This is a genomic window from Streptomyces sp. NPDC059900 (genome assembly GCF_050270335.1).
Taxonomy (GTDB): Bacteria; Actinomycetota; Actinomycetes; order Streptomycetales; family Streptomycetaceae; genus Streptomyces.
This window is the reverse complement of sequence record NZ_JBNNJZ010000179.1, coordinates 1-14,524: the sequence shown is the minus strand read 5'-3', so window position 1 is coordinate 14,524 and position 14,524 is coordinate 1. Positions and strand designations below refer to the sequence as shown.

Annotated in this window: 9 protein-coding genes and 1 pseudogene; 3 read left to right on the top strand and 7 right to left on the bottom strand. The window is 71.7% G+C overall.

The window, feature by feature from the left end:
• The 3 genes and pseudogenes from ACQKIP_RS22830 to ACQKIP_RS22820 all read right to left on the bottom strand — a co-directional run.
• Positions 1–1,848: pseudogene (locus ACQKIP_RS22830) on the bottom strand (GMC family oxidoreductase N-terminal domain-containing protein); the annotation flags it as partial.
• Positions 1,796–3,718 carry an AMP-dependent synthetase/ligase gene (locus ACQKIP_RS22825; protein ID WP_365857640.1) on the bottom strand — a complete coding sequence of 641 codons (1,923 nt, stop codon included), beginning with the start codon at positions 3,716–3,718 and terminating at the stop codon, positions 1,796–1,798. The gene ACQKIP_RS22825 and the pseudogene ACQKIP_RS22830, both read right to left, overlap by 53 nt.
• 144 nt (positions 3,719–3,862) lie before the next feature.
• Positions 3,863–4,546: a TetR/AcrR family transcriptional regulator gene (locus ACQKIP_RS22820; RefSeq protein WP_365857638.1), complete on the bottom strand. Its 684-nt coding sequence runs from the start codon at positions 4,544–4,546 to the stop codon at positions 3,863–3,865.
• A 69-nt stretch (positions 4,547–4,615) separates the two neighbouring features.
• Here ACQKIP_RS22820 and ACQKIP_RS22815 point away from each other — a divergent pair, with 69 nt between their 5' ends.
• The 3 genes from ACQKIP_RS22815 to ACQKIP_RS22805 all read left to right on the top strand — a co-directional run bounded on the left by ACQKIP_RS22815 (position 4,616) and on the right by ACQKIP_RS22805 (position 8,244).
• A complete protein-coding gene (locus ACQKIP_RS22815; RefSeq protein WP_365857636.1) occupies positions 4,616–5,086 on the top strand; it encodes an SCP2 sterol-binding domain-containing protein in 471 nt (156 codons plus the stop codon).
• 34 nt (positions 5,087–5,120) lie between these two features.
• Positions 5,121–6,344, top strand: coding sequence for an acyl-CoA dehydrogenase family protein (locus tag ACQKIP_RS22810; RefSeq protein ID WP_365857634.1), 1,224 nt, complete (start codon positions 5,121–5,123; stop codon positions 6,342–6,344).
• Between the two features lie 199 nt (positions 6,345–6,543).
• The gene (locus tag ACQKIP_RS22805) at positions 6,544–8,244 is read left to right on the top strand and encodes a hypothetical protein (protein WP_365857632.1); all 1,701 of its coding nucleotides are present in this window, start codon (positions 6,544–6,546) and stop codon (positions 8,242–8,244) included.
• A gap of 18 nt (positions 8,245–8,262) precedes the next feature.
• Here ACQKIP_RS22805 and ACQKIP_RS22800 read toward each other — a convergent pair whose 3' ends face one another.
• The 4 genes from ACQKIP_RS22800 to ACQKIP_RS22785 all read right to left on the bottom strand — a co-directional run.
• Entirely contained in the window at positions 8,263–9,921 is a 1,659-nt protein-coding gene (locus ACQKIP_RS22800; protein WP_365857630.1) for a vWA domain-containing protein, read from the bottom strand.
• A 224-nt stretch (positions 9,922–10,145) separates the two neighbouring features.
• On the bottom strand, positions 10,146–11,069 hold the full coding sequence (locus ACQKIP_RS22795; RefSeq protein ID WP_365857628.1) for an ABC transporter permease: 924 nt from the start codon (positions 11,067–11,069) through the stop codon (positions 10,146–10,148).
• Positions 11,066–13,720: an alpha/beta fold hydrolase gene (locus ACQKIP_RS22790; protein WP_365857626.1), complete on the bottom strand. Its 2,655-nt coding sequence runs from the start codon at positions 13,718–13,720 to the stop codon at positions 11,066–11,068. The genes ACQKIP_RS22795 and ACQKIP_RS22790 overlap by 4 nt, the downstream gene beginning before the upstream one ends.
• Positions 13,721–13,869: 149 nt before the next feature.
• Positions 13,870–14,524 (bottom strand): aldehyde dehydrogenase family protein (locus tag ACQKIP_RS22785; RefSeq protein ID WP_427743921.1); only part of this gene is annotated, 655 nt, incomplete at its 5' end.

Here is a 14,524-nt window from a genome sequence, read left to right as displayed (position 1 = left end):
GGCCGGCACGCGCGCGTAGGCCGTGCCCTGGGGCGGGCGGGCGTCCGGTTCGTCCTTGTTGGGCCAGTGCGCCATCGCCCGCTCCGCCTGGGCCGTGATCGTGAGGGACGGGTTGACGCCCAGGTTCGCCGAGACCGCCGAGCCGTCCACCACCGAGATGCCGGGGTGGCCGTAGAGGCGGTGGTAGGGGTCGATCACTCCCGCGGCCGGGGAGTCGCCTATCGGGCAGCCGCCCAGGAAGTGTGCCGTAAGGGGCTTGTTGAGGAGTTCGCCCAGGTTCGTGCCCGCGAAGCCGTTGATGCGGTCGGCCACCAGGCCCGCCGCCTCCCAGCCCTCCGCGATGTGCACGGGGTTGGGCGCGCCGTGCCCCTGCTCCGCCGTCAGCAGGCGGCGGCGTCCCAGGCGGGTGGTGAGGGAGTTGTCGTGGGTCTGCATGACCAGGCCGATGATCGTGCGCTCCGACCAGCGGTGCGTCGACGCCACCCGCGCCACGAGTACCGGGTGGGTGACGAAGGCCAGTACGGCGGCCAGCGGCTTGGGGAGGTTCCGGCGGTACTGCGGGACGCAGATCAGCGCCATCAGGTTGGAGCCCTTGCCGTAGCGGACGTTCTCTATGTGGGTGGTCGGGTTCGGGTGGATGGAGGAGGTGATCGCCACGCCCCGGGTGAAGTCCAGGGGGCGGCCGTCGCCGTGCTTCTTGCGGTAGCGGCGCGGGAAGGTCACCGCGCCCACCAACGCCTCGGAGTTGGTGCGGGTGAGTCTGCCGAGGCGGTCGGACAGACCCGGCAGTAGCCCGTCCTCCTTCATGCGGTGCAGGAGGGTCTGGGTGCCGTACGTGCCCGCCGCGAGGACGACGTGGCGGGCGCGCAGGACGGTGCGGCGGCCCCTGCGGCGCTTGTTGGTGGGTACGGTCACCACCTCGTGGCCGCCGTCGGCCTCGCGCACCGACACCACCGTCGTCATGGCGCGGATCTCCGCGCCCGCCCGCTCGGCCAGGTACAGATAGTTCTCGGTGAGTGAATTCTTGGCCCCCACCTTGCAGCCCGTCATGCACGAGCCGCACTCGGTGCAGGGTGTCCGTGCGGGGCCGGACCCGCCGAAGTACGGATCGGGAACTTCCGGCCCGGGAACTTCCGGCCCGCGAACTCCCTGCCCGGGAACTTCCCTCCCTGCTCCGGCCGTTGAAGGAGTGGAGCCGGTGGCGCCGCCGGTACCGCCACCGCCCACAGCAGCCTCGCCGCCCCCAGCAGCCCTGCCTCCCCCGCCCGCATCCTCGCCGTCGCCGAAGAACACCCCCACAGGCGTCAGCCGGAAGGTGTCCGCCACGCCCATCCGGTCCGCCGCCGCCCGCAGGTGCTCGTCCGCCTCGGTCGTGGTCGGGTTCTGGCGCACGCCCAGCATGCGCCGGGCCTGGTCGTAGTACGGGGCCAGTTCCGCCCGCCAGTCCGTGATGTCCGCCCACTGCTTGTCCTGGAAGAAGGCCTGCGGCGGTACGTAGAGGGTGTTCGCGTAGTTCAGCGAGCCGCCGCCCACCCCCGCGCCCGCAAGGACCATGACGTTACGCAGGAGATGGATGCGCTGGATGCCCTAGAGACCGAGGGCCGGTGCCCAGAGGTAGTTCCGCAGGTCCCAGGAGTGCCGGGGCAGCGAATCGCGGGTGAAGCGGCGCCCCGCCTCCAGGACCCCGACCCGATAGCCCTTCTCGGTCAGGCGCAGGGCCGCCACCGAACCGCCGAAGCCTGAACCGACCACCAGTACGTCGTAGTCCCACGTCTCCCGGGAGGCGCCCGTCCCCTCACTCACCGTAGAGCGCCTCGATCTCGCTCTCGTACGCCGCCGACACCGCATGCCGTTTGATCTTCAGCGACGGCGTGAGCAGGCCGTTGTCCTCGGTGAACTCGCCCTCGACCAGGCGGAACTTGCGGATGGACTCGGCACGCGACACCGCCTCGTTGGCGTAGTCCACCGCCTTCTGGACCTCCGCGATGATCTTCGGGTCCCGGCACAGGTCGGCGAGCGGTGTGTCCTTCGGGCGCTTGCGCACGGCCAGCCAGTGCTCGACGGCCTCCGGATCCAGGGTGATGAGCGCGGCGACGTACGAACGGTTGTCGCCGACGACGATGCACTGCCCGACCGGCGCCCGGCTGCGCAGCCGGTCCTCCAGGACGGCCGGGGAGACGTTCTTGCCGCCGGACGTGACGATGATGTCCTTCTTGCGCCCGGTGATCGTGAGATAGCCGTCGTCGTCGAGCGCCCCCAGGTCACCGGTAGCGAACCACTCGTCCTGCAATACGGCGTCCGTCGCCGCCGGGTTGTTCCAGTACGAGCCGAAGACGATGCCGCCCTTGATCAGCACCTCCCCGTCGTCCGCGATGCGCACGGAGGTGCCCGGCACCGGGAGCCCCACCGTGCCGGGGCGGGGCTTGAGCGGCGGTGTGATGGTCGCGGCGGCCGTGGTCTCCGTCAGGCCGTACCCCTCGTAGATGACGATTCCGGCGGCGTAGAAGAAGAGGTTGAGGCGCCGGTCGAGGGGCGAGCCGCCGCTGATCGCGTACCGCAGCCGGCCGCCGACCTCCTTGCGGATGCGGCGGTAGACGAGCAGTTCGTACAGCCCCCAGCCGAGGTAGAGCCCGAGGGAGGGGCCGGGGCCGCGCTTGTCGAGGAACTTGTCCAGCGACGCCTGGCCGAACCGCACCGCGACCCCCTCGGCCCGGTCGAAGGACGCGCCGCGCCCGATCTTCTCCGCGGTCGCCCGTCCGGTGTCATGGATCTTCTCGAAGAGATACGGGACACCGACGACGAACGTCGGCCGGAACGAACGCAGTTCGGGCCGCAGCTCGTCCGGTTTGATGCTCGGGCAGTGGCCGAGCTCGATGCGGGCGAGCATGCAGGCGATCTGGATGGTGCGGCCCAGGATGTGGGCGAGCGGCAGGAAGAGCAGCGTGGAGGCGACCTGGCCCGTGATCTCCTTGAAGATGGGGTGAAGCAGGTCGACCGTGTTCGCGGCCTCGGCGTGCAGATTGCCGTGGGTCAGGACGCAGCCCTTGGGCTTGCCCGTCGTGCCCGACGTGTAGCAGATGGTGGCGACGGAGTCCGGGCCGAGTGCGGACCTGCGTTTGGTGACTTCCTCGTCGGACAGCTCCCGCCCCTGTGCGGCGAGTTCGCTCAGCGCGCCGTCGTCGATGCACAGGACGCGGGGCGGCTCGGCGAGGTCCGCGACCGCGGTGTCGGCGGTCGTGACGTTCTCCGCCGTCTCCGCGATCAGCAGTGTCGCGCCGGAGTCCCGCACGATCCACTCGATCTGTTCCGCCGCCGAGGTGGCGTACACGGGCACGGTCTGCCCGCCAGCCGACCAGATCGCGAAGTCGAGGACGGCCCACTCGTACCGCGTACGGGACATCAGGGCGACCCGGCCGCCCGGCTCAAGCCCGGCGGCCATCAATCCCTTGGCCGCGGCGGTGACTTCGCGCGCGAAGGCCGCCGCGGTGACCGGACGCCACCGGCCGCCCTGCTTGCGGCGCATGACGACCGCGTCGGGCGCCTCGGCGGCGTTGGCGAAGGGGATGTCGGCGGTGCTGCCCGTCTTCGCCTTCGGCGCGAGCCGGGCGGTACGCGCCTCGCGCACGGCGCCGTGCTCGTCCCGGACGAGCTCCACCGCGGCGCGTTCCGCCAGCTCACCGTGGCGTTGCGCCCGTTTCAGATCCTTGCGTACGCCCATGACGCTTTTCGGCTCCCCACTCATGAACTACCAGCGGTGCATGCGTACTTACTGGGAGGTCAACTTACTCAAGCGTAGGGAAAGTTCAATGGGTCGTGCAGCGAAGAAATCAGCGGGCGGCCATCACTTCGGTGACAGAAGCACTCACTCCTCTTGCGAAGGAGCCGCCGCCGGAGCCGGCACCCACACCTCCCCCTCCAGCACCCGCCCCATCCCGACCCACACCATGTTCATGAGCCGCAGCGTGACGCCTTCGGGCGACTGGCCGGGGTGGCCGCCCATCCAGTCGGTCAGCGAGTCCGCCGCGCCGACCAGCGCGTGCGCGACGAAGTCGGCGTCTTCGTCATCGAGTTGCGAACCGCCGCCGCTCTCCGAGATGCCGTCCCGGACCAGGCCCGCGACCTCGGCCATCACCGCGCGCCGCGCGTCGGCGACGGCGGACGCGATCGCCTCGCTCAGCTCCGACGCCTGGCGGTGCAGGACGATCCAGCTGTCGCGATGCGCGGCGACGAAGGCGAAGAACGCCGAGAGGCCGTCGTGCAGCCGCAGATCGGGCGCGCCGCCGCCCGCCTTCGCCGCACCCTGGAAAGCGGCCACGAGGCGGTCGGCCTCGCGGCGCAGGCAGGCGAGGAAGAGGCCCTCCTTCGAGTCGAGGTAGAGATAGACCATCGGCTTCGAGATCCCGGCGAGTTCGGCGATCTCGTCCACGGACGCGGCGTGATAGCCGCGCTTGGCGAAGACCGTCACCGCCACGTCGATGATCTGCTGCTCGCGCTCCTGGCGCGGAACGCGCTTCCGCCGTCCCTCAGTTCTCCCGTTGACCGTCACCCTTGCAGCCTCCCAGACTCGGGGCTACCTTACCCTCTAGTAAGTTTACTACTCAGTAAGGAGATTGCCATGACGGACGGTGTCAGCGGGGCCGGAGGGGTGGCCGGACTGGACTTCGCGAGCGTCACGCCCGAGGAGTTCGCGAAGATCGTCAAGGGCTTGTCCGGCAAGGAGATCACCGAGATCGCACAGGACGCGGAGCTGCGCGCCCGCGTCCTGCAAGAGGTCTTCGGGCGGATGGGCCGGCAGTTCAAGCCGGAGGCGGCGGGCACGCTGGAGGCCCTGATCCGCTGGAAGATCACGGGAGCCGACGAGGCCGTCTATGAGACGGATATCTCGGACGGCACCTGCACCGTCCGCGAAGGCCGCTCGAACGCCGAGCCGCGCGTCACGCTCGTCATGGCCGACGCCGAGTTCCTCAAGCTGGTCTCCGGCAACGCCAACCCCGTGACGATGTTCATGATGCGCAAGCTCAAGGTCGCGGGCGACGTGGCGCTCGCCGCCGGTCTCACCCGCTACTTCGACATCCCGAAGGCCTGACCTCCGCCGCCGACCTCCCCGAAAGGAGCACAGCATGGCCTTCTCGCTCGAACTGACCGAGGAACAGCGTGACCTGCGCGGCTGGGTGCACGGCTTCGCCGCCGACGTGGTGCGGCCCGCCGCCGCCGAGTGGGACGAGCGCGAGGAGACACCCTGGCCCGTCATCCAGGAGGCCGCGAAGATCGGCCTGTACGGGTTCGAGTCCCTGGCCGATCTGTTCGGCGACCCCAGCGGGCTCTCGCTCCAGATAGCCAACGAGGAGCTGTTCTGGGGCGACGCGGGCATCGGGATGGCCCTGTTCGGCACGTCGCTCGCGGTGGCCGGCATCTTCTCCGCGGGCACGCCCGACCAGCTCGCCGAATGGGTGCCGCAGTGCTTCGGCGACGAGGACGACCCGAAGGTCGCCGCGTTCTGCGTCTCCGAGCCCGCCGCGGGCTCGGACGTGTCGGCGATGCGGACCCGCGCGACGTACGACGAGGCGCGCGACGAGTGGAAGCTGTCGGGCCAGAAGGCCTGGATCACGAACGGCGGCATCGCGAACGTCCATGTGGTGGTCGCGTCCGTCGATCCGGCCCTCGGCTCGCGGGGGCAGGCGGCGTTCATCGTGCCGCCCGGCACGCCGGGTCTCGAAGGCGCCAAGAAGATCAAGAAGCTGGGGCTGCGGGCCTCGCACACCGCTGACGTGTTCCTGGACGACGTACGCGTGCCGGGGCACTGCCTGCTCGGCGGCAAGGAGCGGCTCGACGCCCGGCTCGCGCGGGCCCGCGAAGGCACGAAGGCGGGTTCCGGCAGCCGCGGTCAGGCCGCCATGGCCACCTTCGAGGTGAGCAGGCCGACGGTGGGCGCGCAGGCGCTCGGCATCGCGCGCGCCGCCTACGAGTACGCGCTCGACTACGCGGGCTCGCGGGAGGCATTCGGCCGCCCCATCATCGAGAACCAGTCCATCGCCTTCGCCCTCGCCGATCTGCGGACCGAGATCGAAGCGGTGCGGCTGCTGATCTGGCAGGCGTCGTGGATGGCACGCAACGACAAGGCGTTCGACGCGGGGCAGGGCTCGATGTCCAAGCTGCGGGCCGGTGAGCTGGCCGTCGCGGCGACCGAGAAGGCGGTGCAGGTGCTCGGGGGCGCGGGGTACAGCAGGGAGCACCCGGTGGAGCGGATGTACCGGGACGCGAAGATCTACACGATCTTCGAGGGGACCAGCGAGATCCAGCGGCTCGTGATCGCCAGGGCGATCTCCGGGCGGCAGATTCGCTGACGCGGCGTCGGCGGGGCGGGGCGCGGGCCGGGCTGCGGGGCGGGGCGGGGCGCGGGCCGGAAGCCTTGAGCGGTCCGGATCACCGGCTCCGCCGAGTTCGTCCTCGAACTCCCCCAAGCTCTCAAGGAGCAGGGGGGACCCCCACGACAGGCTGGATCCTCCCCTCAAGGCCCCACTGACCTGCGCCGATAACTCGATCATGACGTCGACGCAACTCTCACCCCGCGAGCCCGACGCCGTGCTCGGGCTGCTCAACAGCCGACGCGACGCAGGGCGCACGCTCCGGCGCTGCGTCCTGTGTCTGCTGCCGGCCTGCGTCATCGTGTTCGCCGGGTTCCAGCGGCGCTGGATGTCCGACGACGGGCACATCTACGTCCGTACGGTCCGGCAGATCCTGGCCGGCAACGGCCCCGTGTTCAACGCGGGCGAGCGCGCCGAATCCTCCACCGGGACCCTCTGGCAGTGGATGCTCGTGCTCGCGGGGCTGCCGGGCATCGACATCGCGCGGGCGGCGATGTACGGCGGGCTGCTGCTGACCGCCGCCGGGTTCGCGCTCGCCTCGCTCGGGGCGTTGCGGCTGTACGCGGACAAGGCCGTGCTGCCCGTCGGCTGTCTCGTCCTGCTCGCGCTGCCGCCGGTCTGGGACTTCGCCACCTCCGGCCTGGAGACCGGGCTCGCCACCTGCTGGATCGCGGGGGCGTGGCTGCTGCTCGTCACGCGGTCGCGCTCGATCGGCACGAGCGTGGTCCTGGGGCTCGGCCCGCTCGTACGCCCCGACCTCGCCCTCGTGACCGTCGTCTTCCTCGTCGCGCAGTGGCTGATGGCGCGGCCCTCGCGGCGGGCCGCCTTCGGCGGGCTCGGCGCCGCCCTCGCGCTGCCGGTCGCGTACGAGATCTTCCGGATCGGCTACTACGGGCAGCTGATGCCGCTGCCCGGCGTGACCAAGGAGGCCTCGCAGAGCCTGTGGGGGCGCGGCTTCGACTATCTCGCGGACTTCGGGGAGCCCTATCTGCTGTGGGTGCCCGCGCTGTTCCTGCTCGCGGCCCTGCTGCCGTCGGCGGCATCGGCGCAGCGCGGCCGTTCCGCGCCGCTGGTCCCCGCGCTCGCGCCCGTCGTCGCCGGGCTCCTGTGCTGGGGCTACGTCATCAAGGTGGGCGGCGACTTCATGCACGGCCGGATGTTCCTGCCGGGGCTGCTCCTCATGCTCCTGCCGGTCTTCCTGGTGCCGCTCACGCGCGCGTGGACCATCGCGGCGGTGGGCATCGGTATCTGGGCCGTGGCCTGCGCGGGCTGGCTGCGGATTCCGTACGAGGGGCGGATCGGGCCCGGCGGGGTCGCGGACGAACGCGGGGTGTACGTCCAGCAGAACGCGGCCCCGCACCCCCTCCACCACGACTTCGCGGGCTACCCGGGCAACGTCGCCTACGCCCGTCTCGTACGCGAAGCCGATCGCGAGGGCACGCCGGCCCTGTTCCTCGCGCGGACCCCGGCCGGGACCAACTCCCCCACCGTCACCGGCGTCTACATGACCCTCGGCTTCAGCGGCACGGTGGTCCCGCTCAGCGGCGCCGCCCTGGACCCGATCGGCCTCGCCTACCCCCTCGCCGCCCACTCCGAGCGCATCGAAGGCAGCCGCGTGGGCCACGACAAGCGGCTCCCCGACACGTGGATCTTCGCCGACCGCGGCCACGGGCCCCTCCCCGCGGGCCTCGACCCGGCGGGGGTCGCCGCCGCCCGGCGGGCGCTCGACTGCGGGGCGCTCGCCGAGTTGCGGGCGGCGACCCGGGATCCGATGACGCCGGGGCGGTTCCTGCGCAATGTCGCCGGGGTGTGGGACCGGACGTCGTTCCGCTTCCCAAATGACCCGGTGCGGGCCGAGCGGCAGTTGTGCGGCGGCTAGGGGTTTGCGGGGCGGCGGTCAGCCCTTGATCTCGCCCTCGTCCTCTCCCCCGCCTCCGCCGCCTTCGTAACCGCCGGTGAGGCGGTCCGCCTGGCGGACGGCCGTCGCGAGGTCGCTCAGGGCCTTGTCGCGGTCGCCGTCCGAGGACAACTCCTCCGCGTTCCTGGCCAGTTCGGCCAGCGGGGGCGCGCCCGGGAGCGGCTGCCCGGAAGGGGAAGCGGTGGAGGTGGACATCGGCTCGGGACCCGAGGTGGTGCCGGAGGGTGCCCCCTGCCGCAGCGCGTCCGCGAAGTACGCGGCGACCGCCGCGGTCCGCAGCCCGTGGTCGGCGTCCCGCAGGCCGCCCTCCAGGTCGCCCGACTCGATCTCGTTCGACTCCTCGTGCGGGGCCCGGTTGCCGGGGTCGAGCCAGCGGACGCTCGCCGTCGCGACGTGCCCGCTGGTGGCGGGCCTCATCCGTACGGCATACAGCGCGGTCACGGTGTGGCCGGGGCCGACCTCGCCGCCGTCCACGGTGTCGTCGCGGAAGTCGTCGTCGGCGACCGCGCGGTTGTCGTAGCCGATGAGCCGGAACTGCTTGACGGTCTTCGGGTCGAAGGCGACCTGCGCCTTCGCGTCGCGGGCACGCAGTTCGATGTTGGCGGGGAGCTGCTCGCAGAAGACCTTGCGGGCCTCCTCGCTGTCGGACACGTACGTGGTGTGGCCGTCGCCCTTGTCGGCGAGCCGCTCCATCAGCGCGTCGCCGTAGTCGCTGCCGACGCCCACACCGAAGAGGGTGATGCCGTGCTCGCTGCGGGCGTCGGAGATGCGCTCCAGGATGCCGTCCGCGCTGGTCTCGCCGGTGTTGGCGAGGGCGTCGGAGAGCAGCACGACACGGTTGGTGGCGCCGTCGCGCCTGCCGCCCACCGCGGTGTCGTACCCCGTGCGGATGCCTGCTTCGACGTTCGTGGACTGGGTCGGCTCCATCGCGTCGACGGCCGAGTGCACCTTGCCCCGGTGGTCGCCGAGGCGGGTCATGGGCAGGATCTTCTCCGCGCTGTCGCTGAAGGTGACGAGCGCGACGGAGTCGTCGTCGCGCAGCTTGTCGGTCATGATCCCGAGCGACTCCTTGACCAGGTCGAGCCGTCCGGGCTCCGCCATCGAACCGGAGACGTCGATCACGAAGGTGAGGGCCGCGGGCGGGCGTTCGCCGTCCGCGCCGTCACCGCGGGTCGCGAGGCCCACCCGCAGCAGGGACCAGCCCTCCTCGTCGGTGCGGGCGCCGTCCACGTTCACCGAGAAACCGTCGCCGCCGGGGCGCGGATAGTCCTGGCGGAAGCTGTTGACGAACTCCTCGGGGCGTACGGTCGCCGGGTCAGGGAGGCGGCCCTCGGCGAGGGTGCGGCGGGCGAAGCCGTACGAGGCGGTGTCCACGTCCAGGGCGAACGTGGAGAGGTAGTCGGGGGGCGGGGCGAAGCCGCGGTCCTTGCCGTCCTGTCGCTCGTCCGGGGTTGCCGCGTCGCCGGTGCCGGGCGATGCGGGCCCCGGGGCGGGCAGGACCGGGGCGGTGCCGCGGCGTTCGCGCTGGCTGTTGTCGCTCGCCCGGTCCGTGTTGCCGCCGCCCCCGCAGCCGGTGAGCAGCAGCCCACCGGCCACCGCCGCGGCGAGCAGCCCCCGCCGTACTTTCCAGGTCCGCATCCTGGCCCCCTCGCGTCGTCGGTTCACATGACTGTGACGCGCGGGACACCACGAACGCTCGCTCGAAACCGTTGCGGAAGAGTCTCAACTCGGTACGGGCCCCCGGGCCTTGGGCGGCGTTATCACCGGCTTCGCCGAGTTCGTCCTCAAACGCCGGGCGGGCTGAAATACCCTCGGCCGGGCTGGATTGCTCCAGCCCGGCCGACGATCGGAGTTCAAAACTCCTACGACACCACGTCCTTCCGGGCGAACCCCCTGAACGCCAGGGCGAACAGCACCAGTGCGTACGTCACCGAGACCGCCGAGCCCTGGATCATGCCGCCCCATTCCATCCGGGGCTGGATCGCGTCCGCCCAGGCGAACTGCCAGTGCGCGGGGAGGAAGTCGCGCCAGCTGCCCAGGGCCGTCACCGCGTCCAGGACGTTGCCGACGATGGTCAGGCCCACCGCGCCGCCGACCGCGCCGAGCGGCGCGTCCGTCTTCGTGGAGAGCCAGAACGCGAGCGCGGCCGTGACCAGTTGGGAGACGAAGATGTACGCCACGACGATCACCAGGCGCTGCGCCGCCGTGCCCGCGGGCATCGCGCCGCCGGTGGGGATCTGGAGCGGCCCCCAGCCGTAGGCCATCGAGCCGACCACCAGGCCGACCACCGGGAGCAGCACCATCGCCGCCGCGCTGAGCCCGAGCGCCACCGCGAGCTTCGACCACAGGAGGCGGGCCCGCGGCACGGGAGCCGCCAGGAGATAGCGCAGGGACGACCAGCTCGCCTCGGAGGCGACCGTGTCCCCGCAGAACAGTGCGACGGGAATGACCAGGAGGAAGCCCGCCGACACGAACAGGCACGTCGCCGCGAAGTTCGCGCCGGACGCCGTGGCCGTGTCCATCAGCGTCACCCGGCCGCTGCGGGACTCCGGCGAACCGGCGACGGCGAACGCGATGAGCAGCACGAACGGCAGCAGGCCCATCACCCCGGCCATCACCAGGGTCCGGCGCCGCTTCAGCTGGCGGACCGCCTCGACGCGCAGCGGCAGCGTACGGCCGGGGCGGTAGCCGGGGGCCGTGGCGCGTTCCGTGCCCGGCTCGGTGCCCGGCCTGCCGCCGGACCGGCCACCGGGCCGTCCGCCCGGCTCCGTGACTGTGGCGCTCATGCGTTGCCTCCGTCGATCAGGGTCAGGAACGCGTCTTCGAGGCGACGGTGCGGGCCCATGGACTCCACGGGCAGCTCCAGGCGCACCAGTTCGGGCAGCAGCCGCGACGCACTGCCCGCCTCCGTGCCGTCGAGCCGTACGAGGAGGCCGCCGTCCGCGCGGACCGCCGACGCGACGCCGGGCAGCGCGGCCACCTTCTCCACCATCGGCTCGGAGATGTCGTCCGCGAGCCCCACCAGGAGCGTGTCGCCGGAGCCGACGATCTCGGCGACCGGGCCCGCCTGGACGAGACGGCCGCGGTCCATGACCACCAGGTGCGTGCAGGACTGCTCGACCTCCGCGAGGAGATGGCTGGAGACGATGACCGTGCGGCCGCCCTCGGCGTACCGGATCATCACCTCGCGCATCTCGCGGATCTGCGGCGGGTCGAGGCCGTTCGTCGGTTCGTCGAGGATCAGCAGGTCCGGCATGCCGAGCATGGCCTGCGCGATCGCCAGCCGCTGCCGCATGCCCTGCGAGTACGTCCGCACCGCGCGGGCAAGGGCGTCGCCGAGCCCGGCGATCTCCAACGCCTCGTCCATGCGGGCGTCCTCGGCGGGGCGCCCGGTGGCCTTCCAGTACAGCTCCAGGTTCTCGCGCCCCGTGAGATGCGGCAGGAAGCCCGCGCCCTCGACGAACGCGCCGACCCGGGAGAGGACGGGAGCGCCCGGCCTGATCGCCTGCCCGAAGACGCGGATCTCGCCCGCGTCGGGCTTGATGAGGCCCATGAGCATGCGCAGGGTCGTCGTCTTGCCCGCGCCGTTCGGGCCCAGGAGGCCGAGCACCTGGCCCTTCTCGACGCTGAAGGAGAGGTCACGCACGGCGTAGCGGTCCACGGACTTGGCGTACCGCTTGCTCAAGTCCGTGATCCGCAGCGGCACTTCTTCGAGGTCCGGGTCGGGCGCGGGCGCGGCCGTCCGCCGCCGCGCGGTGACCAGGAGGAGCACGGCGAGCACCGCTCCGGACGCCGGGAGCCACCACACCCAGGCGGGCAGCGGCGCCGCCGCCGTCTTCACGCCGGGCGCCGTGGGGATCTGAAGGTCGCCCTTCGTGGCCACCGTGTACGTGGCGGGCTGCGCCGGAGAGGCGTAGCCGAGGTCCGTCGACGCGAGGACCAGGCGCAGGCGGTGGCCCTTCTGCACGTCGTGGTCGACGGCGGGCAGGGTGAGCGTGACGTCCTTGCCCGCCTTCGCGCCCTCCACCCGGATCGGCGAGACCAGCTGCGAGGGCAGCACCTTCTGCCCGCCGCCGGGACCGATGTCGTACACCTTGCCGAAGAGCACGGCGTCCTCGCTGGTGGACTTGACGTGCACCCGCACCTTCGGTGATCCGGTGATCCGCAGGTCGTCCCCGAGCGGCGCCGACTGGAACGCGGCGTGCTGGCCGGGGAAGTCGAGGGAGACGCCGACGCCGAGCGAGGACAGCTCGTCGAGTCCGCCGCCGCCCGCGCCGGGAAGCGCGGAGATGGCGGGCGGCGCGCCGCCCGCGGGATTCTCGACGCGCTGCGGCTCACGCCCGCTGAGCGCGATGTTCCGCGGCCCGCTCTCCAGGCCGGGGTACTGCTCGCCGCTCGCGCCCCGCAGCTGCGCCGAGCCGTTGGTGGAGTCCATGCCGCCGGTGCGCGTGACCCGGAAGCCGGGGCCGGTGTCCGCGCTCTTGTCGTCCTTCAGATAGCGGTCGAACCACGATCCGATACGGCCGTTGATCCGGCCGGTCTCGGCGTTTCCGCCGTCGTGGCCGCCCGCGATCCAGTCGACGGAGACGGGCGCGTGGTTGGCGCGCAGCGCCTTGGCCGTGGCGTCGGCCTGGCCGAGCGGGAAGAGGGAGTCGGTCTGGCCCTGTACGAGCAGGGCGGGCACCTTGATGCGGTCGCCGACGGCCTGCGGGCTGCGCCCGGTGAGGAGCTTGCGGGCCGCCTCATCGGGCTTTCCGTTCACCGCGACGCGGTTGTACATCTCACAGAGCTGCTTCTCGAAGCGCTCGCAGCCGCCGCCGGTGTTGATGAAGAGGCCTGCCCACAGCTTCTTGAACACGCCGTTCGGGAAGAGGGCGTCGCTGAGGTTCCAGTACGTGATCTGGGGGGCGATGGCGTCCACGCGGTTGTCGTGACCGGCGGTGAGCAGGGAGATCGCGCCGCCGTACGACGCGCCGGTCATGCCGACGCGGGGGTCGCCCTTCTTGTCCAGCTGCACCTCGGGCCGCTTGGCCAGCCAGTCGATCAGGTGCGACGCGTCGGCGACCTCGCCCTTCGGGTCGTTCAGCCCGATCTTGCCGGTGGACTTCCCGAAGCCGCGGGCGGACCAGGTCAGGACCGCGTACCCCTTTGCGGCCAGGTCTTCCGCCTGGGCGCGCAGCTGGTCCTTGCTGGCGCCGAAGCCGTGGCCGATGAGGACGGCGGGGCGTTTGACCGAGGGGTCGCCCGCGGTGAAGTACGACGTGTCGATCTTCGCGCCGCCCGCGCCCGTCATCTGCATGATGCGGTCCTGGCGGTGCACGGTGGGGCCGTCGTCCGACGCCGCCGCCGTCCAGGTGCCGGCGCCCGCGAGCAGCGCGAGGGCGGCCGCTGCGGCGAGCAGTCTGCGCTTGGGCAGCTTCGGCAGTCGTAGATCCATGCGTCAACCGTACGGGCGAGGGGTGACAACCTCGGCAGCCGGTGGGCTGAACCCGGCTGCCTACTTGAGGAGTACGGCGAGGGCCCGCCGTACCACGGCTGCGGTACGGCGGGCCCCTGAGGAGCAGTGGCCCACGACGGGCCGACTACTCAGTGGTTCCGCGGGAATCCCAGATCCACGCCCTCCGGCGCGTCCGACGGGTCCGGCCAGCGGGTGGTGACGACCTTGCCGCGCGTGTAGAAGTGCGTGCCGTCATTTCCGTAGATGTGGTGATCTCCGAAGAGCGAGTCCTTCCAGCCACCGAAGGAGTGGTAGCCGACCGGTACGGGAATCGGGACGTTCACGCCGACCATGCCCGCCTCGATCTCCAGCTGGAAGCGCCGCGCGGCGCCGCCGTCGCGGGTGAAGATCGCCGTGCCGTTGCCGAAGGGCGACGCGTTCATCAGCGCCACGCCCTCCTCGTACGTGTCGACCCGCAGGACGCACAGGACGGGGCCGAAGATCTCGTCCTTGTACGCGTCGGCCGTGACCGGGACGCGGTCCAGGAGCGAGAGGCCGACCCAGTGGCCGTTCTCGAAGCCCTCGACGGTGTGGCCGGTGCCGTCCAGGACGACCTCGCAGCCCTGTGCCGCCGCGCCGGTGACGTACGAGGCGACCTTGTCGCGGTGCGCCGCGGTGATCAGCGGGCCCATCTCGGACGTCGGGTCGTTGCCGGGGCCGAGGGTCAGCGCGGCGGCGCGCTGCTTGATCTTCGCGATCAGCGGGTCGGCGGTGTCGCCGACCCGCTGATCGAGAAGATCAAGC

What these genes read in the sequence shown, in the direction of transcription:
- ACQKIP_RS22825 (WP_365857640.1), bottom strand. Translation starts at nt 3,718, where the DNA reads ATGGGCGTACGCAAGGATCTGAAACGGGCGCAACGCCACGGTGAGCTG.
- ACQKIP_RS22795 (WP_365857628.1), bottom strand. Translation starts at nt 11,069, where the DNA reads ATGAGCGCCACAGTCACGGAGCCGGGCGGACGGCCCGGTGGCCGGTCC.
- ACQKIP_RS22790 (WP_365857626.1), bottom strand. Translation starts at nt 13,720, where the DNA reads ATGGATCTACGACTGCCGAAGCTGCCCAAGCGCAGACTGCTCGCCGCA.
- ACQKIP_RS22815 (WP_365857636.1), top strand. Translation starts at nt 4,616, where the DNA reads ATGACGGACGGTGTCAGCGGGGCCGGAGGGGTGGCCGGACTGGACTTC.
- ACQKIP_RS22805 (WP_365857632.1), top strand. Translation starts at nt 6,544, where the DNA reads ATGACGTCGACGCAACTCTCACCCCGCGAGCCCGACGCCGTGCTCGGG.
- ACQKIP_RS22810 (WP_365857634.1), top strand. Translation starts at nt 5,121, where the DNA reads ATGGCCTTCTCGCTCGAACTGACCGAGGAACAGCGTGACCTGCGCGGC.
- ACQKIP_RS22800 (WP_365857630.1), bottom strand. Translation starts at nt 9,921, where the DNA reads ATGCGGACCTGGAAAGTACGGCGGGGGCTGCTCGCCGCGGCGGTGGCC.